General features: G+C 42.9%; 16 protein-coding genes and 1 pseudogene. 10 read left to right on the forward strand and 7 right to left on the reverse strand.

Annotated elements, in window-relative coordinates:
- Together ACJ751_RS23520 and ACJ751_RS23525 are read left to right on the forward strand one after the other, a co-directional pair.
- Window positions 1-210: pseudogene (locus ACJ751_RS23520) on the forward strand (hypothetical protein); the annotation flags it as partial.
- Between the two features lie 80 nt (window positions 211-290).
- The gene (locus ACJ751_RS23525) at window positions 291-836 is read left to right on the forward strand and encodes a hypothetical protein (RefSeq protein ID WP_407747983.1); all 546 of its coding nucleotides are present in this window, start codon (window positions 291-293) and stop codon (window positions 834-836) included.
- An 8-nt stretch (window positions 837-844) separates the two neighbouring features.
- Here ACJ751_RS23525 and ACJ751_RS23530 read toward each other — a convergent pair whose 3' ends face one another.
- The 6 genes from ACJ751_RS23530 to ACJ751_RS23555 all read right to left on the reverse strand — a co-directional run bounded on the left by ACJ751_RS23530 (window position 845) and on the right by ACJ751_RS23555 (window position 8,370).
- Window positions 845-2,044: a hypothetical protein gene (locus tag ACJ751_RS23530; RefSeq protein ID WP_407747984.1), complete on the reverse strand. Its 1,200-nt coding sequence runs from the start codon at window positions 2,042-2,044 to the stop codon at window positions 845-847.
- Between the two features lie 738 nt (window positions 2,045-2,782).
- Entirely contained in the window at window positions 2,783-3,817 is a 1,035-nt protein-coding gene (locus tag ACJ751_RS23535; RefSeq protein WP_407747985.1) for a glycosyltransferase family protein, read from the reverse strand.
- A gap of 24 nt (window positions 3,818-3,841) precedes the next feature.
- Window positions 3,842-4,672: a UDP-2,3-diacylglucosamine diphosphatase gene (locus tag ACJ751_RS23540; RefSeq protein ID WP_407747986.1), complete on the reverse strand. Its 831-nt coding sequence runs from the start codon at window positions 4,670-4,672 to the stop codon at window positions 3,842-3,844.
- Between the two features lie 370 nt (window positions 4,673-5,042).
- Window positions 5,043-6,209 (reverse strand): choice-of-anchor E domain-containing protein, encoded by a 1,167-nt coding sequence (locus ACJ751_RS23545; protein ID WP_407747987.1) that lies wholly within the window; start codon window positions 6,207-6,209, stop codon window positions 5,043-5,045.
- A 270-nt stretch (window positions 6,210-6,479) separates the two neighbouring features.
- Window positions 6,480-7,529, reverse strand: a complete 1,050-nt coding sequence (locus ACJ751_RS23550; RefSeq protein ID WP_407747988.1) for a sensor histidine kinase — start codon at window positions 7,527-7,529, stop codon at window positions 6,480-6,482.
- Window positions 7,530-7,692: 163 nt separating this feature from the next.
- Window positions 7,693-8,370, reverse strand: coding sequence for a response regulator (locus ACJ751_RS23555; protein ID WP_407747989.1), 678 nt, complete (start codon window positions 8,368-8,370; stop codon window positions 7,693-7,695).
- 790 nt (window positions 8,371-9,160) lie between these two features.
- On the opposite strand from ACJ751_RS23555, the gene ACJ751_RS23560 reads away from it, so the two are divergent.
- From ACJ751_RS23560 to ACJ751_RS23595, 8 genes are all read left to right on the forward strand, one after another.
- Window positions 9,161-11,290 carry a hypothetical protein gene (locus ACJ751_RS23560; protein ID WP_407747990.1) on the forward strand — a complete coding sequence of 710 codons (2,130 nt, stop codon included), beginning with the start codon at window positions 9,161-9,163 and terminating at the stop codon, window positions 11,288-11,290.
- Window positions 11,291-11,438: 148 nt separating this feature from the next.
- Window positions 11,439-13,259 carry an ABC transporter ATP-binding protein gene (locus ACJ751_RS23565; RefSeq protein WP_407747991.1) on the forward strand — a complete coding sequence of 607 codons (1,821 nt, stop codon included), beginning with the start codon at window positions 11,439-11,441 and terminating at the stop codon, window positions 13,257-13,259.
- A gap of 220 nt (window positions 13,260-13,479) precedes the next feature.
- Entirely contained in the window at window positions 13,480-14,649 is a 1,170-nt protein-coding gene (atpB, locus tag ACJ751_RS23570) for a F0F1 ATP synthase subunit A (RefSeq protein ID WP_407747992.1), read from the forward strand.
- Between the two features lie 48 nt (window positions 14,650-14,697).
- Window positions 14,698-14,928, forward strand: coding sequence for an ATP synthase F0 subunit C (gene atpE / locus ACJ751_RS23575; RefSeq protein ID WP_407747993.1), 231 nt, complete (start codon window positions 14,698-14,700; stop codon window positions 14,926-14,928).
- A 105-nt stretch (window positions 14,929-15,033) separates the two neighbouring features.
- On the forward strand, window positions 15,034-15,528 hold the full coding sequence (gene atpF, locus ACJ751_RS23580) for a F0F1 ATP synthase subunit B (RefSeq protein WP_407747994.1): 495 nt from the start codon (window positions 15,034-15,036) through the stop codon (window positions 15,526-15,528).
- 85 nt (window positions 15,529-15,613) lie between these two features.
- Window positions 15,614-16,177, forward strand: coding sequence for an ATP synthase F1 subunit delta (gene atpH, locus ACJ751_RS23585; protein WP_407747995.1), 564 nt, complete (start codon window positions 15,614-15,616; stop codon window positions 16,175-16,177).
- Between the two features lie 38 nt (window positions 16,178-16,215).
- On the forward strand, window positions 16,216-17,796 hold the full coding sequence (gene atpA, locus ACJ751_RS23590; RefSeq protein WP_407747996.1) for a F0F1 ATP synthase subunit alpha: 1,581 nt from the start codon (window positions 16,216-16,218) through the stop codon (window positions 17,794-17,796).
- A gap of 1,286 nt (window positions 17,797-19,082) precedes the next feature.
- Window positions 19,083-19,367, forward strand: coding sequence for a T9SS type A sorting domain-containing protein (locus tag ACJ751_RS23595; RefSeq protein ID WP_407747998.1), 285 nt, complete (start codon window positions 19,083-19,085; stop codon window positions 19,365-19,367).
- 106 nt (window positions 19,368-19,473) lie between these two features.
- On the opposite strand, the gene ACJ751_RS23600 is transcribed toward ACJ751_RS23595, so the two are convergent.
- The coding region (locus ACJ751_RS23600; protein WP_407747997.1) for a T9SS type A sorting domain-containing protein at window positions 19,474-20,293 on the reverse strand (820 nt) is incomplete at its 5' end.

Raw genomic sequence — 20,293 nt, forward strand, 5'->3', positions numbered from 1 at the left:
AACAGCATTCTTCCTAATAACACAGATGTAGGTTTAACTGCGCCGTTCAATTACACTACGCCTGATTTTAACCCATCATCTGCATCTTCAGCTGCAGCTACTGGTGCAAGCTTTACAGATAATAAATTGTCTGGCTTTACCAGCACTACTTACAAAGGCGCTTGTGCTGTAGGTGATACCTGGTGGAAAACGTGGACTAAATTTATGTAATAATATTCCTAATATTGAAAGCCGCTTCTCTTGTCAAGAGGAGCGGTTTTTTTATTTTTGCGTAACAATTAACTGACAGCATGAGAGTATTTTTTAATTGCTTTTTGATATTGGTTGCCGCCGCTTGTAATGAGCCCGTAAAAAAGAATAAGTCCGCCAAAGAAGTATTCGATAAAATAGAAGGCATTACAGGAAATGATAACTGGCAGCTGATTGACGGAAAGGATACCTTCTATATTTACTTTAGCAGGATCGGGAATCTGATCAATGTATACAGATATATTATCAGCAAAGGCGATTCGGTAAATACCCGGATGAATAATATAGTACATCAAAGCGATTCGGTGATCTGGAATTGGGACAATGAAAAATTGTTATTGACTGGTGTAGATAGCAATACGATCAACTGGGTCGCCATGAATGCAGGAAAGGATAAATACAAACTTTTTAAAACAGACAGCTTTCATATGTCATTTGTTTTTCCAAACGGGCGTACAGCAGGGATGAAAAAGACTTTACCGCTCAGTGTGTTCCTGGTTCGGCAACAATATGATTACACTCATGGAACTTCTTATACCGATAGTGCAACAATACTATCCCGGCACTCAAAGAAAAAGGCTAAATGATGGCTTCGTTATTTTTTTTGTGGCGTATATACATACGCGACCTCGTAGGGAACCTTCTTTAATTCAGGCAGTGTTTCTCCCAGCATCAGGTCTTCTTTTTGCGGGGTAGGTTCGCAAATGGAGTATTTGTTTCCATTGTAGACGATTGGCTTGCCAACCGGCCACTTAAATTGTACTGCTATTGTTACATGTTTGGGATATGTTACAACGATCATGGGCAGGTTATAGATCTCTTTTACAAGACAGTAGAACAATGCAACCCGGTCGTCACAATCGCTTTGGTCATACAGCAGTGTTTGTTCGGGCGACAGGCGTTTTTCGCCGCCAAAAACTTCAGTATCCGGTTCAAACATAAATGCATACCGGGTGAAACGCATCAGGTAATCGACCCCGCTTTTCACACTCAAACCTTTCAGGCTTTTCTTCAGCAGCGGTATCAGGCTATAATACGTTTCCTTGCTCAGCGGAATATTCAGGTACAATGCATAATCCACCACCGGATAATTGATAAAAAGCGTTTGTATCTGGTTATTCAGCTTTACTTTAAAATGGTAGTCGCTTGCATTGTAATTGAAATACAGGTCTTTTACGGTATAATCGGTTGGCTTGAATTCTGGCAGGTGAGTGATCTTGTACGAAAAAACAGTTTCCGCACCCGGAACAGGCAGATCAATTGAAGTGAAGACGTGCTTTTGAAAGTCGATATTATTGCCATAATCATGGTAGTTCAAACAAACGTATTGTTTCCCATTCACCAGGCGGTAAGGGATATTGTAGATGTTCTCTGCGCAATAGATATAAAACAAAATGTAATTGCCTGAAACGGCCAACCGGGCATCGTACCCCGATCTGGAAAGCAGGTACCATTTGTACAGGGTATACCGGTGGTAGTCGCTCGATTTGGGACTTATCTGTTGCGCTGTTTTTCTTACCAGCTGGTAAAAAAGCCAGTCATCGGGTTTGAACTTTTCTTTATAGGAAAGGAGGGCATTCACCACAGGATCATAATCTTTTGGGTTGAGGCGTTGGTAGAAGGCGGTGATAGCCGTTTCATCCGATAATACGGGGTTATCAGGAATAATCGTTTGGTCAAAATCAAAGCTGATCAGTTCTCCACAAAAGTCAAATTGAATCGTATTGGCCGCGGAAGCGGTTGGGCGGATAGCAAAGGATACTACAAGGAATAATATGGTCAAGCACCTGCTCACTGCTAATTTCTACTATTAATGTACGAAAATTAACAATAAGGTAATATTAATTATTTAAGGCAGAAGGCCCTCCTACGCTAAAGCTTGCGCCTCCGCTAAAGCTTCAGCGACACGCGGACGGCGGGCAAGGCAGAGAAAATGCAGGCGATGCAAGGTCGTAATTAATTTCAAATCTCGCGAACTGTTTGCCGTTTGCCGTTTCACGTTTCACGATTTCGTAACCCTGCTGTAACAGCGGGCTAATAGTGGGCTCTTATCTTGCTGGTGATTCCATTTTTTCAATACCGTTCATGTCATTTAACAGATGCTGTTATTAGCGCCGTTCTCCAGCTCTTCGGGAGGGCGGCGTTTATGTGGCGAATATGTGTTAGTATAATACAGAATAGATGTTTACAAATGAAGTGGCGGCTTTACTAGATAAATTTAAATACTGACCGGCCGATATTGGAAAAATGTAAGAAAAAGGTAAAATTTTATAAATAATTATGAATTTACAAGCTACAGGCGGTATCTTTAACATCTTATCCCCGCTGCATGCCCTTTTAACCCCAGCGGTAAATAACTTCTAATTATACTATTAAGATTCTCTATAAAGTGAGAGTTTTATTTTCTCTCATGTGACTGACGCCGTTCGATTTCTATCGTGACGGCTCTTTTTTGTAGCATACCTCCTTAAAACAAGAGGTGCCACGTTTGTTACAAACGTAGCACCTGTTTAAACGGAAGAACGAAGTTGTATTAGTTGAAAATAAGTTCGGGATATGGGATATCGAGCCGCGATTTAAGATCGGTACAGCGATACATCAATATATTAATGATAGCTTCGGTTGAATACCGGTATTGTACGCTGGGTGTTTCAGGATCGTTCACCCAGTTATTGAATGTATCGGTAAAATCATCATCGATTTTATCAGGAGTGGTGATGCCGATCTTCTTCAGGGCGGCGGCATTACATTGTTGCTCATATTGACCCTGAATAGGAATAGCGATCATTTTTTTCTTCAGGTACAGCGCTTCTGCCGGGGTTTCAAAGCCGGCGCCGCATACAATACCATGACAGCTGATAAGGCTGCGGTTAAAATCTTTTGAATCAACCGGGCGGAAGTTCATATGGTCGACGGTATATGGTTTTAAAGCCTGGCGGCTGAACACCTCGAACCGGTGGTCTTTGAAAGGCTTCAGCAAATCTATTAACTGCTTGTCGCAATAGGAGGGCAGGTATACGGTTATATGACCTTTATTGGTGGCTTCAGCCTGTAAGATCTCTTCTTTGATAACGGGTGAAAAAATGAAGTCATCATAGCTTTCGAAGTGCAGGCCGATATAGTTGGTAGCCTTGGCATAATTCTGCAGTATCCATTCCCCCGCTTTGCTTGGTTTATCTGGCCGGGGAGTTTTATCAGATACAAAGCTGGCCTGGTGACCGAAGTTTACCGAAGGCACTTTTTTACGGGCGCAGGCTAAGGAAGTAATACACTCAAAATCGTTAATTACCAGGTCGTATTTTTCAACGGGGAGGTCGCGAACTTCCTTCATCACTCTATACGGCGAAATGCTTTTAACGATCTTCCAGTAATCAAGACTGCCATCGCAGGTGTAAAACAGGCTCATTCCCTTGCTGCGGAATTTAATAGGGGCATTTAAGGGGAGCGTACTGTTGGCGCCGCTTAAAAAGATGTCAACCGTACCAAATTTCTGTAAATAGGGCAACAGCTCCATGGCACGACTAATGTGTCCATTGCCGGTAGCCTGTATTGCATAAAATATCTTCATAATGTTGAATGTCTTCGGCTGAATTTAAATAGCCATTGAGTTGATGTAAAAACTGATCTCATCAGTTAACACATTTACTTTGGCCGGTGTATCGATAGCAGTTTGCGGAAAATCTTTTTCGTTGTATTCAAAAATGGTCCATTCGTTTTGACGGTACTCGAGGGCGGTTAAATGCTCCACCCAGTCGCCCGAATTCAGGTACGTGACTTTGCCTTTTTCGTTTTCGATCACTCTTTTTTGCGGCTGGTGAATATGGCCGCAGATCACATACTCATATTTCTTCTCAATGGCCAGTTCGGCTGCAATTTGTTCAAAGGCATCTATTTTGGCCATCTTGTTCACACTGGCCATAACATTTTTTGAAATGGATACCTTTTCACGGCCAAAAGCTTTCATCACAAAATTTACCATTCTGTTAAACAGGATCAGTGCCCCATAACCGCTGCTGCCCAGTTTTGCCAGTACCTTGGCGCCTCCCCTGGTGGTATTGTCAAACACATCACCGTGAAAGATCCAGGTCATTTTATTGTCAATCTCCAGCACCAGTTTATCGGTCAGCGTAAAATGGCTGAGCTGGAAATCGGCATAGCGGCGAAGTAACTCATCATGGTTGCCCGTAATGTAAAAAACGCGCGTCCCTTTTGTAATCAGGTTCAATACCTCTTTTATAACCGCCATATGGGAGGCAGGGAAGTAACGTTTGGAAAATTGCCACCCGTCAATAATGTCCCCGTTAAGGATAAGAATATTAGGCAGGATACTTTTTAGGTAAGCAACCAGCTCCTTTGCACGACATCCGTATGTACCTAAGTGTACATCAGATATAACTACCACATCTACTGCTCGTTTTTCCATTGAGTTTGGGTTTATCAAAATTCCCTCATATATATGACCTCATTGTTACAGTATTATTAAGATGCTGTTAGTATTATGTAAACTAATTGTTACGGAGCCGGTTGTAAAGTGGTGCCCGGTTGGGGGTAAGGGTAATCATTTGTTCACACTGGAAACACAATACGTTAATATGGCAGGTGTACCTTAGGGTCCGTTTTATTGCTGTGTGTTATACATAAATAACAATCGTAGCAGTTTCTTAATGTTGACCGGCGGAGCTTTTTTAAGTTTCGCCCTTTTTTTGTCCCTGCACAAACCCTATACCAAAGCCAAACGCGAAAACCCGGTTTGCAGGTTTTCGCGTTATACCTTGAGGGTCCCCTTTCTCTCTTTATTGAATGATGAGTTGTCGCACCCCTTTCTCCTGGGTGGTTTTGTTAATGATCCGAACCATGTAAATGCCTTTGCCCAGTTCATTACCGGTGTTTATATTGCCGGTAAGGGCATTGGTAAAAGAATAACGCTTTACTAATTGTCCGCTTACGCTGAGAATGTTCACTTCCCAGTTGCCGTGTTTGGTGTTGCTGAAGATAAGACTCGTAGCGCCTTTGGCAGGGTTAGGGTATAATTTAAATTGTTCGTTGGCGGTTGCATTTACCTTTATTGCACGAACGGCCGAATATTGTACAGACCCGTTTGCATCTGTTTGTTTAATTCTGAACAGCAGGGTCTTGTTATTATCGGCTAATTGTACCGCGTACGAATAATTATAGGCGCCGGTTTGCGGGGTACCGGTTTTTGAAGCCAGCTCAGCAATGTTTCTAAAAGATTTTCCATCAGTGCTTTTCTGTATTTCATAATTGCGATTGTTTTTTTCGTTTTGCGTGATCCATTTAATATCGATGGTAGCATCGTTTATTTTATTAGTTGTAAACGAAGTGATATCTGCCGCCAGAACCGCCTGTGGGCAATACTTATAGGTGATCCTGAAATTCACGGCATCCTGAGCCGATCCTTCCAGGTTATTGTTGATGCTGCCCTGGGCGGCGGAATAAGTAGAGGTGGTGTAATCGAATTGAACCGAATCGTGTCCCATAAAATCAGCCGTATTATACAAGGTGTAGGTAGTGCTCTTTTGATTCATTACATACAGCGGTCCCTGTTGGGTAAAATCGGGTCCTGAATTGGAAATGCCATCAGAACCGGCGAGGGAAAAATAACCATATTGTTTTTGGAACGAGCTGGTCAATGGGTCAAGGAGGGCCGTACTGTTTATTTCATCGTCGCGGAACACTTTTACGCGGTAATTGCTTACCGGGTTGGCTTCCCCATTTTCCAGTTTAAAGTTATATATGAGGGTTATATTGGTTGTAATGTCTACTTCGGTTAAAGTGCCCAGTGTTGGGTTTAACCGGGGAAACGAAAAGGAATATAAAGAATTACCTGATGCGTGTACCGTAGTATCGTAAGAAAGGGTGTAGTTGTTGCTGCTGCACTGTGCTTTACTGTTGTATGTTATTAAAAGTATAACAGGAAGCAGAAGGGTCGGTTTCAACATTTTCATAGTATTGGAAATTGCCCCAAAGAAACGGTTGTTGGTAGGCGAGACACATGTTGGTTTATGGGTATTAGAGAGAATTAAATGATTCTATGTAGCTTCTGTGGAAAGATGTTTAAGTTATTAGGTTCGTAAGTTATTGAGTTCTTGAGTTTGTTAGTTCGGTTTAAAGAGCTGCTATTATTTAAACTGTTCGAATTGGGGCGTTTGCCGTTTCACGTTTGCCGTTTGCCGACAGGCAACTCAACACCGATAATACTCCACTTCAACCTAATCTCTCTTAGATTCTAAAGTAAACCCAATAGTTGTTCCAACATCGGGCGTGCTGCGCACATGAATACTTTGTCCGTGGGCTTCAATAATGTGTTTGCAAATGGCGAGGCCTAAACCGGTGCCGCCTTTATCGCGGCTACGAGCTGTATCGGTGCGGTAAAAGCGTTCAAAAATGCGGGGCAGGTGTTCTTCTTCAATACCAATACCATCGTCGCTTATTTCAATCAGCACGTGCTGGTCGTCGGTATCATAAATACTGGCTACTATATAACCGTTATGCTTGCCATACTTGGTGGCATTTTCAACGAGGTTAATAAGCACCTGTTTTATTTTTTCTTTATCGGCAAAAACGGTGATGGGTGCTTCGCAGCCTTTCTTGATTACGGTGCGGATATTTTTTGCCTGCGTTTTTATGGAAAGGGAATCGTAGATCTCTTTAATAAGGTCCTGAATGACAAAGTTCTGTTTGGCCAGTAATTGTTCGCCGCGTTCCAATTTTGAGATCTCATCCAGGTCGTTCATCAGGTTCACCAGGCGGTCTACGTTTTTGGACGTATTTTCCAGGAACCTTTTGGCAATGGCCTCTTCTTCCATGGCGCCTCCCAACAAGGTATCAACATAACCCTGAATGGCGAAGATGGGCGTTTTAAATTCATGGGCAAGGTTTTGAAGGAACTCCTTGCGGTAGGCTTCGTTCTGGCGTAACAATTCAATTTCACGAATGCGGTGTTCGCCCCATGCCTCCACATCGGCGCGAACTTCGTCGATGCTTTTTTGGGGAAGAATGTATTTGAAATACATCTCTTCTTTTTTGGTAGCCTTGGTTTGGTATATGAGCTTGTAGATCAGTTTTATTTTGCGGTAAATAAAACGCTCCATGGTAACCAGTATCAGCCAGTAACTGCCTGCAAATACCACCAGCAGCGAACCCAATCCGATCTGCCAGTTGCTGGTAAGAATAAGAATACCAACGGCAATAGGAAAAGCTAAGATAGCTGCTGTAAAAGCGGCCAGTTGCCGCGGTGAAAAATTTTTGGCTGAAGACATATTTTACGCTGAATGCTTAACGCTCAACGCTGAACGCTGATTATATGTGCCTCAAATCAGGATTTGTACGTCCAGTGTTCGCGGACATTTATTCGAAGTTAATGTTTAACGCTGAAATTTCCCCTTTTGGGCATTCAGCATTACGCGTTCAGCGTTTGGCGTTCTACATGGTGAATTTATAGCCAACCCCTTTAACGGTGGTAATACAATCGATGCCGAGCTTTTGGCGAATTTTTCGAATATGAACGTCGATGGTACGGTCGCCAACGATCACATCGTTACCCCAGATCTGGTTAAGGATCTCGTTCCGCAGAAATACTCGGCCGGGTTTCGATGCCAGCAGGTACAGCAGTTCGAATTCTTTTTTCGCTAATACAACTGCTTTGCTATCGACCTTGGCTTCAAACTTAACCGGATCAATTTCGAGGTTATCGATCTTGATCACTTTTTCTTCCGGTTCTTTATTGATGCGGCGAAACATAGCGTGTATACGGCTTACGAGAATTTTAGGGCTTACCGGTTTGCTGATATAATCGTCTGCACCGGTTTCCAGGCCCTTAACGTGTGAGCTTTCATCGCTGAGGGCGGTGAGGAATACGATTACAGTATCTTTAAAAGCCGGTTGAGCACGTAAAATTTCGCAAACCTCCACCCCGTTCTTGCGGGGCATCATAATATCCAGGATAATCAGGTCGGGCTGACTTAATTTAGCTTTTTGAATGGCATCATCCCCATTATTAGCTGTCACTATCTCATAACCCTCTTTGGTAAGATTATACCGGATAATTTCCACTATATCAGGCTCGTCATCTGCAATCAGGATTTTGCCTTTAACATTCATTAAATGAAATTTTTGCAAACCTACTCGAAAAGGTTCTACCCTGTAAATGATAATATTGAGTTCACAATTTGTTAATATGTGAAGGTAAAGAAAAAGACTGCATGGCCACCGGACGGTAAGTGGGCTGGGAGTTACAAAGCATTCGGTATTAATCAGAAAGGTCTTTCTTCCCGCAAAAACGATACCGTGCTAATTAAATCGATATGTTTTTAGCCTGAAATGTTCTGATATTCAAAAAGAGCGATCTGGTTTTACAAGAACAGATCCGGTTTTCATTAAATCGACAATCGTTTTTCAGAAAAGAGAGTCTGTTTTCAGGGAAACGGAGTCTGTTTTTATAAATAAATGATTGTTTTTAGCAAGAACGGTGCTATCCCTGAAAGTTTAGGCTTGTTTGTCAGGTAGAATGCTTCAGTTCGTTTGAAAAATTGAGGGTTTGATTGAAAAACCGGCTCTGTTCCTTTGAAAACAGCGTTTGTTTTTATAATAATTGAACCTGTTTTTGTAAGGAATTGAGCCCTTGTGCCTGATTACCAGTGTTACCAGTTCCCCATTATGGGGCTTACGTTATCCATGACAGGACTTTTTGACTTTCTTTTACTAACTTTCGCCGGTAATTATTGTTTTCTTAATACAGAAAAGCGCTAACCGGACCAATAACAGCCCTATACAACCCTTTGGTCATATTTTTGCTCTACCCCTAGATGTGCAGCATATGAGGATACATATACTAATTATTGCAATTTGTTTATTGATTTGGCAATCGGATCTTGCGCAAACTTCATATCCTATGAAGGTGCCCATGGAGCGTGAATTATGGCATAGCAATATCGATAAGCAACAGAAAAAGGCTATTCAGTTTGTTAACCAGGGCAAAATTTCAGCTGATACCACCGTTAGCCTGCAAATTATGGATGCCCTCATCCGGGGCGTTGATGAGCTGGAGAATCAGATTGAAATGGATTCTACCCTTAACGGCAATGGAAAGATCAAATACCTGCGCAGTATCGATTACCTGTTACAAAACTATTTTTCAAACCTCAACCGGCGCGATTTTCCCGCCTCGCTGGCCCCGGCGCTTATAAATGCATTTGGCCAGTGTATGGAGCTGGACAAACAACATAAAAGCTTTGGTTCCGTCATAGAAAGCAATGACTACGGAGTTGATAAAATGCTGATAGAGTCGCTCAAATATTCCGAAGACAACCCAGGCATGTCGGGCGCCCGCATTGTATTAATGCGAAAGTACCTGACCTTACACCCAGACCAGATAATGCCCGAACTGGCTAAAAATCCCAACGCCTATTTTGCCGATAGTTTAATAAAAGTGGCGTTGAGCACCGATATCACGAAAGTATACGATTATGCCCAGGCCAGTAATAAACTGGGCGATCGCATTCGCCATCACAGTGATTCAACCGTGCAACTGGTAGCGCGTATTGCTACCAGCAAAAGCGGCCAGCTGTATTTTCCATTTTTAGATAACCTGATGCGGGGAAAAATTACCCTGCAGGCTATTGACAGTGTTAAGGAAAATGACCTGGGGTATTTCAGATTACTGGTAAAAACCAGGATCGAATATATTGAAAGGTCTTTGCCGCCCTATAATGATACCGCCAATCAATTGCAGACCTTAACGGAAATGATGAAGCGTAAGGCGAATCAATATTTTATTCGCGAAATAAATGCGCTGCATACCAATCCCAATGACAACATTCGTTTTCGCCGGCTCGATGGGTTAACCGCCCAGGAACTGTATTACCTGGCCGTGTTGGGTGAAGATGAAATTTATACTTCCAGTTACACCCGTGGGGTATATCCCCGCATTTGGCAACGCATGACCAAACCGCGCGCCGATAGCCTGATCATGAGCGTTCATGGTGATTTTTTCAGAAAGTTCATTAAAATGGCTGCCGGTTATAATGAGCTGACCGACTTTTTGGGTAAAATGGATAAACAGAATGCCGAAACCATGATGAAGGCGTTTGTGATAGGATTGGAAAAACCCCGTAGAATAAACGACCTCGAAGATGCGGTTGACGTAGCTGATTCTTACAGCAGCATCATGGATAAGAATAAAGAACTGGCTGATTTTATATTGAATGAGGTGAATGTTAGCTATACCAAAAATGTGCAGGAAAATAACAAGCGTGGAATGGTTATTTATAACCTGCTGCGCATTTTGTTTGAATCGGCCGATACAACCAAAAAAGTTGATCTGTCAGCATTGTTGGGCATTCCTTCTATTTATGGTAAAGATTATAGCAGCCTCGCAGACGACAGTGGCCGGGTAATTCAACAGGTGTTCTTTTATGGTGATGAAGATAAAGACGGCCAGAACTCGTACCAGAACTTTATGAATATGTTCCGGGGCAAACCTGGCTGGCGGGTTGATGAAAGAAAGGCCGAATGGACTTCCATTACATCTACCAAAGGAAAACCCGTATGGATATTTGCCAACAAACCATTGTATGGGGAAGATGACCCTGATGATAAAGCCCAGAATAAACTGATCGAATACCTGCAGGCGCGTAATTTAACGCCAACGGTAGTGATCCATCGCGGACATAGTTATCACCTGTCAACTACCATACAAAAGTTGCCTTCGAGCGCCCGGATCATAGTGTTGGGTTCCTGCGGCGGATATAATAACCTGAATGAAGTATTAACGGCCTGTCCCGATGCGCATATCGTTTCTTCAAAACAGGTGGGTACCAAAAAAGTGAATGAACCTATTTTGCAGGCTATCAACGAGCGGTTGCTGGTGGGGCGCAATATCGACTGGATAAGTATGTGGCGTGAGTTGAAAAAGAAATTCGTTACCGGCGATGCCAAGGAAATGTTCGACGATTATATTCCACCATATAAAAATCTCGGCGCTATTTTCATTAAAGCTTACCGTAAATCCATGGGTGAGTAGGCAGAAGGCCCTCCTACGCTAAAGCTTTGGCGGGCAAGGCAGAAAAATCGGCCGGCGCAAGATCGTTAATTAATCTTTAATAGCGCGAGTCCATTGACCATTCACCATTGACCATTCACTTTACAAGCCGTATCTTTGCAAACTCGTTATGGCGGAAAAAAGCAAGGGGAAGATCATATTCGATTTAAGTTTACTGAAACGGGTATTTCAGTATGCGAAACCCTATAAAAAGAAATTCATTCTTTCGGTAATAATGGCTATCCTGTTGGCCATTGTATCTCCTATTCGTCCCTGGCTCATTCAGATCACCATCAATGACTATATTCATAAGGGCGTTACCGGCGATAAAGCGGTAAAATTATCCATGGAACAGGTGATCATCTGGGTCACCATTATCCAGATCGGGTTGCTGTTACTGGAAACAGCCTTCCGTTTTTATTTTTCTTATCTCACTGCCTGGTTGGGACAAACCGTAGTAAAAGACCTGCGGGTGAATGTGTACCGCAAAATTCTGGGTTTGAACCTATCCCAGTTCGACACCACGCCCATTGGTACTTTAACAACCCGCACAATCAATGATATTGAGGCCATCAACGATATTTTTTCAGATGGCTTAATTCCCATTATCGCCGACCTGCTGTCGATCATCGCCGTGCTGATCTTTATGTTCTTTGTTGACTGGCGCCTTACGCTGATCAGCCTGGCCTCGTTCCCCATATTAATTGCAGCCACTTATTTTTTTAAGGAGAGTGTGAACAAGTCGTTCATCAGGGTGCGTAATGCCGTGGCCAGCCTCAATGCCTTTGTGCAGGAGCATATTACCGGTATGGCCATTGTACAGGCGTTTGCAGCAGAAGATAAAGAGTTCAATAAGTTTAAAACAATCAATAAAGACCACCGCAACGCCAACATCAACGCCATCTTTGCCTATTCGGTGTTTTTCCCGGTGGTAGAAATTGTGTTGGCAGTAGGTACCGGTTTAATGGTGTGGTGGGCAGCCACCCATGCATTGGGTATTTATAGTACTGATGAAGTGGCCGGCCGGTTATTGATCGGGAAAATGTTCTCCTTTTTCCTGTGTTTGAACCTGTTGTTCCGCCCGCTGCGGGTAATAGCCGATAAGTTCAACGTGCTGCAAATGGGTATGGTGGCCAGTGAGCGGGTGTTCAAGGTGCTGGATAATGAAGATGTAATAACCACCGAAGGCAGCTTTGCGCCGGAGATGGTAAAAGGCAGGATCGCTTTTGAAAATGTATCATTTGCTTATACTGGCGACAGATATGTGCTGAAAGATATCTCCTTTGAAGTACAGCCCGGCGATACGGTAGCCATAGTAGGGCATACCGGAAGCGGTAAAACTTCCATCATCAGCCTCATGAACAGGTTGTACCATATAAAACATGGGGCTATTAAAATAGATGATGTAAAAATTGAAGATTTTAAGCTGGATGCCTTACGCCGGCAGATAGGGGTGGTTTTACAGGATGTGTTCCTGTTTTCAGGTTCCGTGCTGGATAACATCACCCTGCGCAACCCCGCCATTACCAGAGAACAGGTGGTAGCGGCTGCCAAAATGATTGATATGGATGATTTTATCATGCAGCTACCGGGCGGTTATGATTACAATGTAATGGAAAGAGGCGGCAGCCTGTCGTTGGGACAGCGCCAGTTATTGTCATTTATCAGGGCCTTACTGTATAATCCTTCTATATTGATATTAGATGAGGCTACTTCTTCGGTAGACACTGAAAGTGAGCTACTTATTCAAAAAGCGATCGACAAATTGATCGCCGGCCGCACATCAATAGTCATAGCCCACCGGTTGTCGACCATTCGCAAGGCAAGCAAGATCATTGTGCTTGATAAAGGCGAGGTTAAAGAAATGGGTACGCACGACGAATTGATAGCTCACCAGGGTTTTTACTATAAACTGCACCAAATGCAGTTCGACAAGCATATTCCGGCTTAATAAGTAGTTATCAGTTATTAAAAATTATAATATTACATTTATTTGCAAGCAATAGGCGGTTTCTTTTAATTTCATTTCTACAATTAAGCATGTGAAATAAAATAATATGATTGGGTTGGTCTTTAGCTTCAATCAATTGCCATCTGGTAATAAATACTTTCATTACGAGTTCGTTTTTGCCTTTTGCATACTTATCTTTGCGCAAAATTTATAAACAGGTATGCTGGTCAGAAGCGTCAAATCCTTATTGGTAGCGGTTTTCAGCCTGAGTATTATTATTTCTCCTTTATTAGTAAAAGCCGAAGGCGGAGGGGAGCCCGGGGGAGAAAAATTAAATCCTGCCAAACTCATTATCGAACACGTTTCTGATGGTCATGAATTTCATTTTGTAACTATTGGAAATACACCGGTATCTCTTTCTTTACCAGTTATTTTATATTCACCTGAAAAGGGATTCACTGCGTTTATGTCATCTGCTTTCCATCATGGAGCTGAGCCCCATGAAGGATATGTGTGGATCACTGAAGAATATTTGAAAGAGCATAAAGAGATCGAAGAAGAAAAGGATGAGCAGGGAAAGCCACTGTTCAAGAACGACAAGATCTATGCATTGGATGCCGAAGGTAAACCCAGTCTTACTGCAAAAGTGTACGACTTCTCTTTAACGCGCAATACCACGCAAATGCTGATATCAGTAATTTTATTGATATTGATAATGAGCAGCGTTGCCAAGAAGTATAAAAAAGGTATTGGCGAAACAAGCGCCCCCAAAGGTTTCCAGAATGCGCTGGAGCCCATTATCACTTTCGTAAGAGATGATGTAGGTAAAGCCAACCTGGGACACAGCTACGAAAAATACACCCCACTGTTGCTGACTATTTTCTTCTTTATACTTATTAATAACCTGATTGGATTGATCCCCGGATCGGCAAACGTAACCGGTAACATTGGCTTTACCGCTATGCTGGGTTTGATCGCTTTCCTGGTTATTATGTTCAGCACCAATAAACACTATTGGGCGCACATTTTCAATCCTCCGGTTCCTGGTGGCGTAAAACCCATCCTGATCCCTGTAGAAATTCTGGGTATTTTCACCAAGCCCTTCGCCCTCATTATTCGTCTTTTCGCAAACATGATCTCAGGTCACGTAATTATATTAGCCTTCATTTGTTTGATTTTCATATTTGGCGCCATGAATACGGCACTGGGATGGGGAACTTCACCTTTCTTCATTCTGCTGGCGGTATTTATTTATGTAATTGAGATCCTGGTTGCGTTCTTACAGGCTTACATTTTCGCTAACCTGGCAGCCGTGTTTATCGGACAGGCTTTTGAAAATGGACATGGTCATGAAGATGTACCAGGTCATTCAGATCCGGTAGTGATCTAACCAAGACTAAGCGCTTTTTTAATTATAAACACAAGTATCATGAATTTGATGACTATTCTGTTGGAAGTTCAGCCCGGTTATGGTGCAATTGGCGCTAGCCTTGCTGCAATTGGTGCCGGTATCGGTATCGGTTTGATCGGTAAAGGTGCCGTTGAATCAATTGCCCGTCAACCAGAGGCAACCAACGACATTCGTGCTACCATGATCCTGGCTGCGGCCCTCGTAGAAGGTGTTGCCCTTCTGGCTGCGGTTGCTGGTCTGCTGGCTGTATTCCGCTAGTAGGTTCGCACGTAAAAAATGTACTGCATTCAATGCAAAGGGCGGCGAATGCAGTATTTTTCTCTGAGAAAGTAAAGCAAACAATACCATAAATATTTAATTACAATGGAATTACTTACCCCCGGATTAGGCTTTTTTGTGTGGAATCTTATCGCGTTTTTGATCCTGTTGATCATTCTGAGAAAATTTGCCTGGAAGCCTATTTTATCATCGCTGAAATCGCGTGAAACCGGTATTGCCGAATCATTGGCTACTGCCGAAAGGGTAAAAGCTGAAATGGCTCAGTTAAAAAGTGAGAACGAAGCCCTGCTGGCCAAAGCCCGTGAAGAAAGAGCCCAGTTGCTGAAAGAGGCGCGTGATACAAAAGACCGTATCATTAACGAAGCCAAAGAGCAGGCTAAAATAGAAGCCAACAAGATCATTTCCGACGCCAGTGCCGCCATTCAACAGCAAAAAATGGCTGCTTTAACTGATGTTAAGAACCAGGTAGGTACGCTGGTAATTGAAGTGGCTGAGAAAGTGTTGCGTCGTGAACTGACCGACAAATCACAGCAGGAAAAGTACATTAAGCAACTGGCTGAAGAAGTGAAGCTGAATTAACTGTTTTGTTAATTAGCCATTGTGCTAACGGATCACCATATTCGTAAGGCACATTTTAAAATTTTCACATTTTCAAATTCAATAAATGCCAAACCCTCGTTTAGCAGCGCGTTATGCAAAAAGTTTGATTGACCTGGCTAATGAAAAGAGCCAGTTGGAACCAGTGTATCAGGATATGCTTTTTTTGCAATCCATTTGCAGAGAAAGCCGTGAATTTTTAGTGCTGCTGCGTAGCCCGATTGTAAAGGCCGATAAAAAAGTGGCTATTGTTGAAGCGGTAACTAAAGGTAAAATAAGCGAGCTCACAGGCATTTTCAACCGCTTGTTGATTAACAAAGGCCGTGAATCGAGCCTGCCTGAGGTTATTACCTCTTTTATAGACCAATACAAACTGCAGAAAGGTATTCATACCGTTAAGCTTACTACTGCAGTCCCTGTTACCGAAGAAATGAAAAAACAGATCGTCGGCCAGGTGCAAAGGCAAACGAACATGGCGAATATCGACCTGAAAACTACCGTAAATGAAGAGATCATCGGCGGTTTTGTACTGGAAATAGGCGATCAGCTGATTGATGCCAGCATTGCGTACGATCTGAACAAGATCAAATCGCAATTCATGAATAATGACTTTATTTATAAGATAAGATAAGATAGTTCTAACACACAAAAAATAATAAACGGTTATATATGGTAGAGATAAAACCCGATGAGATATCTGCGATATTGCGCCAGCAATTGAGCAACTTTAACGCAGCTGCCGACCTGGAAGAAGTGGGTACTGTTTTACAGGTGGGTGATGGTATTGCCCGCGTATACGGTTTAAACAATGTACGTTCTGGTGAACTGGTTGAGTTTGAGAATGGTGTACGTGCAATTGCGTTGAACCTGGAAGAAGACAACGTGGGTGTGGTTTTGATGGGTGAAAGCGGCGATATTAAAGAAGGCGCTAAAGTACGCCGTACCGGCAAGATCGCGTCTATTAACGTAGGCGAAGGCATGCTGGGTCGCGTGGTAAATACATTGGGCGAAGCCATTGATGGTAAAGGTCCCATCGCTGGCGACAAATACGAAATGCCCCTGGAGCGTAAAGCCCCCGGTGTAATTTATCGTGAGCCGGTAAAAGAGCCGCTGCAAACAGGTTTGAAAGCGATTGACGCAATGATCCCCATCGGCCGCGGACAACGTGAGCTGATCATCGGTGACCGCCAAACCGGTAAAACAGCTATCGCTATCGATACCATCATCAATCAGAAAGAATTTTACGCTGCCGGTAAACCGGTATATTGTATATATGTCGCCATCGGTCAAAAAGCATCAACCATCGCTGGTGTGATGAAGACCCTGGAAGACAACGGCGCTATGGCTTATACAACTATCGTTGCGGCTTCAGCTGCTGATCCCGCTCCGTTACAGTTCTATGCACCTTTCGCTGGTGCTGCCATCGGCGAGTTCTTCCGTGATACCGGACGTCCTGCCCTGATCATTTATGATGATCTGTCAAAACAAGCGGTAGCTTACCGTGAGGTTTCTCTGTTGCTTCGTCGTCCTCCTGGCCGTGAAGCTTATCCTGGTGATGTATTCTATCTGCACAGCCGTTTGCTCGAGCGTGCTGCGAAAGTTATCAGTGATGATGGCGTGGCAAAGAACATGAACGATTTGCCCGAATCAATAAAGCACCTGGTAAAAGGTGGTGGTTCATTAACTGCCTTACCAATCATTGAAACACAAGCGGGTGACGTATCTGCTTACATTCCTACCAACGTGATCTCGATCACCGATGGCCAGATATTCCTTGAGTCGAACCTGTTCAACGCGGGTATTCGTCCTGCCATTAACGTAGGTATCTCTGTAAGTCGTGTGGGTGGTAACGCGCAGATCAAATCAATGAAAAAGGTGGCTGGTACGTTAAAGCTCGACCAGGCCCTGTACCGCGAAATGGAGGCTTTCTCTAAATTCGGTGGTGATCTTGATCCTGCTACTAAACTGGTAATTGATAAAGGCGCCCGTAACGTGGAGATCCTGAAACAGGCACAATACACGCCTTTCTCAGTAGAAAAACAGGTGGCTATTATTTACCTGGGTACACAAGGTTTGCTGCGTGAAGTACCTGTGAAGAAAATGAAAGAGTTTGAAGAACACTTCCTGATGGAATTGGAAAACAAACATGCTGATATCCTGGCTGAGTTCAAGAAGGGTAATTTACCTGACGATGGTATTAAGAAAATGGTTAATCTGGCTAACACCCTGATCCCTCAGTACAAAGCATAACATAGATTCTTAAACGATATCTTCCGGGCCATCCATTACAGTGGGTGGCCTTTTTTATTTGTAAATCGTGAATATCCAATCGTAAAAAAAAATGCAAAAAAGTAATATTACTATTGCATAATCAAAATTCAGGTTAGATATTTGTATCCGATCAGAAACGCTGATCAATGATCTCACCCAATCTCCTGTTAGAACCATACCGTTACTTACGGTCTTATTATTCTCCCAATTTTCCGTGAAAACTACCAATTAGAATTTCCCATTCTCCTGTGATCTACTTTATTCCGGTCCCTTAAAAACGAATCTGTACAAACATGTACCTTTTGAAACACATATGTATTGGAGTTGATTCAGTGATCAATCAGCTGATTGTTGCACTGGTTCCTATTACTTCTGCATGTTTGTCCTCATTTACTCCGGGGGCCTCAATAACAGCCAATAACGGCTTTACAAAATCTGGTTTAACTTATTTTAATATAGATAACAACAACAGGCATTTAGCATTATTGTGCGTGTGCATACCCAACGGGGCGGGTGCCAAAAACGTATTATAATAGCAGGGTGAGTAGTGGAAACAGTGGAAATGAATTAAATAATGATTGTAAATCAACGAGGTAGAGAATTGTGATGAAGCGGATTGAATTGAAAAGGCGTAATAAGTGTTATGTATAAAAGTACCCTGTTTGATGAATTCGGATCGTGCAATGGAAAGAGATTAAAGAGTTTATTTTAAAGGGTACGATCAACAACACCGTCCCGTTTCTACGGGATGGTTTTTTTCAAACTACAAGACACAAGAAAGCAAGGCACAAGAATGCATACTGATGTAATTGAGCCTTATAATTAAATGCTCCATTCCTATCTAAATACCTCACCCGAAATTCAATCCTCTAAGAGCAAGAACCAAACTACAGGAACAAACGAAAGCAAGAACTCAGGAGTTATGGCACTTGTGCCCTGGATACTGAGCCTTGAATCTTACTATAAGAGTTTATTTTAAAGGGTACGATCAACAACACCGTCCCGTTTCTACGGGAGGGATTTTTTTAAAAAGGCCCAGGACCTCAAGAGCAAGGGCTCAGGGTTTAAAAGAAAATATTTTGAATATAAGAAATAATGAGAAGGCTCAAAGCCAGGGCCCTTATGCCTTGCGCCTTGTTCCTTGAATCTTACTATAAGAGTTTATTTTAAAGGGTACGATCAACAACGCCGTCCCGTTTCTACGGGATGGATTTTTTTAAAAGTTCCAAGCCACAAGAACCCCAAGGCACAAGGGTTTGTCTGACGTGTGCATCATAAAGTTAACGGAGAATAATGCAGCCCAAAGCATTACTGTATTTCCCAATCCGGTGGTAAGCGACCTCAGGATAACACTGGCCAGCGGCTGGCAGGATAAAGCGGTGCATATCCAGGTGCTGAATGCCAACGGCCAAAGCGTGGTACAATTTGACAGATCGAGGGGAAGTCAAACAGAAAGCGTAAACGTCAATAATTTGAAGCCGGGACTGTATGTGGTGAGTGTGTCAAACGGAACGGAATCGGCCGTGCAAAGGTTTATAAAAGCGAAATAAGGGTATTGGGAGTGGAAGAGGTGAAGCAAATTGAAAGTTATCGCAAAAAAAGAAGCCCTCCCGATGTATGGGGAGGGCTTTATATTATTCTACCTTTTGGGAAGGATTATTTCTTCAACAGTTTTTTAGAGAACATCAGATCTTTACCAGCTCTTACATCCAGCATGTACATGCCTTTTGCAAGGCCTGATGGGATGCGAACGCTGAGAGAATGGCTTCCGATGCCCAATTGCTCGGTAGTGCTATAAACTTCTCTTCCTGCAAAATCCACCAAACGGATGCGAACCTGTTCAGCAGTTTTTAAAGTGATCTGAACGTTTATATCTCTATCGAACGGATTAGGAACAGCTTCCACGTCCAGTTCACTAATATTCAGTCTGATAACACCTGAATAGTTAATGTTTCCACCTTTTTGGTTCACCTTCAGGCGATAATAACGGGTGGTTGAGAAAGTATGTTCAACATCAGTGAACTGATAGCTGTTAGCCATATTGGTATTTTCCTTGGCAACAACGGTACCGGCTTTTACGAATGAAGTACCGTTTTCTGAGTATTCAACATCATAAGTAGCCACACCATCATCACCATTCATAGTCCAGTTTAAAACTGATTTTTGTTCCTGCAGGCTGCCTTTAAATTTCAGGTTCATCAAAGGCAGGATACCATCTGAATAGAAGCAGGTAGGTGTTTGACCAACGTTAGTAGGGTCGCTTGAGTTAACGAACATTACATTACCATCGGCATCAGTCAGGGTAATTTTCGATTGGTTACAAACCTGTTTATTAGGTTCGGTTTTAACCCGGAAAGTTACCACTGCTGCATTCGGCTGGGTAGGAAGGACAATACCAGCTTGCTGGCCCAATGTATTTACCAGTTTGCCATTGGGGCTACCGGTCTTTGCAAAAGGCATGGTGCCGCTTACATCC

It is taken from the genome of Niastella sp. (assembly GCF_045805085.1).
Classification (GTDB): Bacteria; Bacteroidota; Bacteroidia; order Chitinophagales; family Chitinophagaceae; genus Niastella.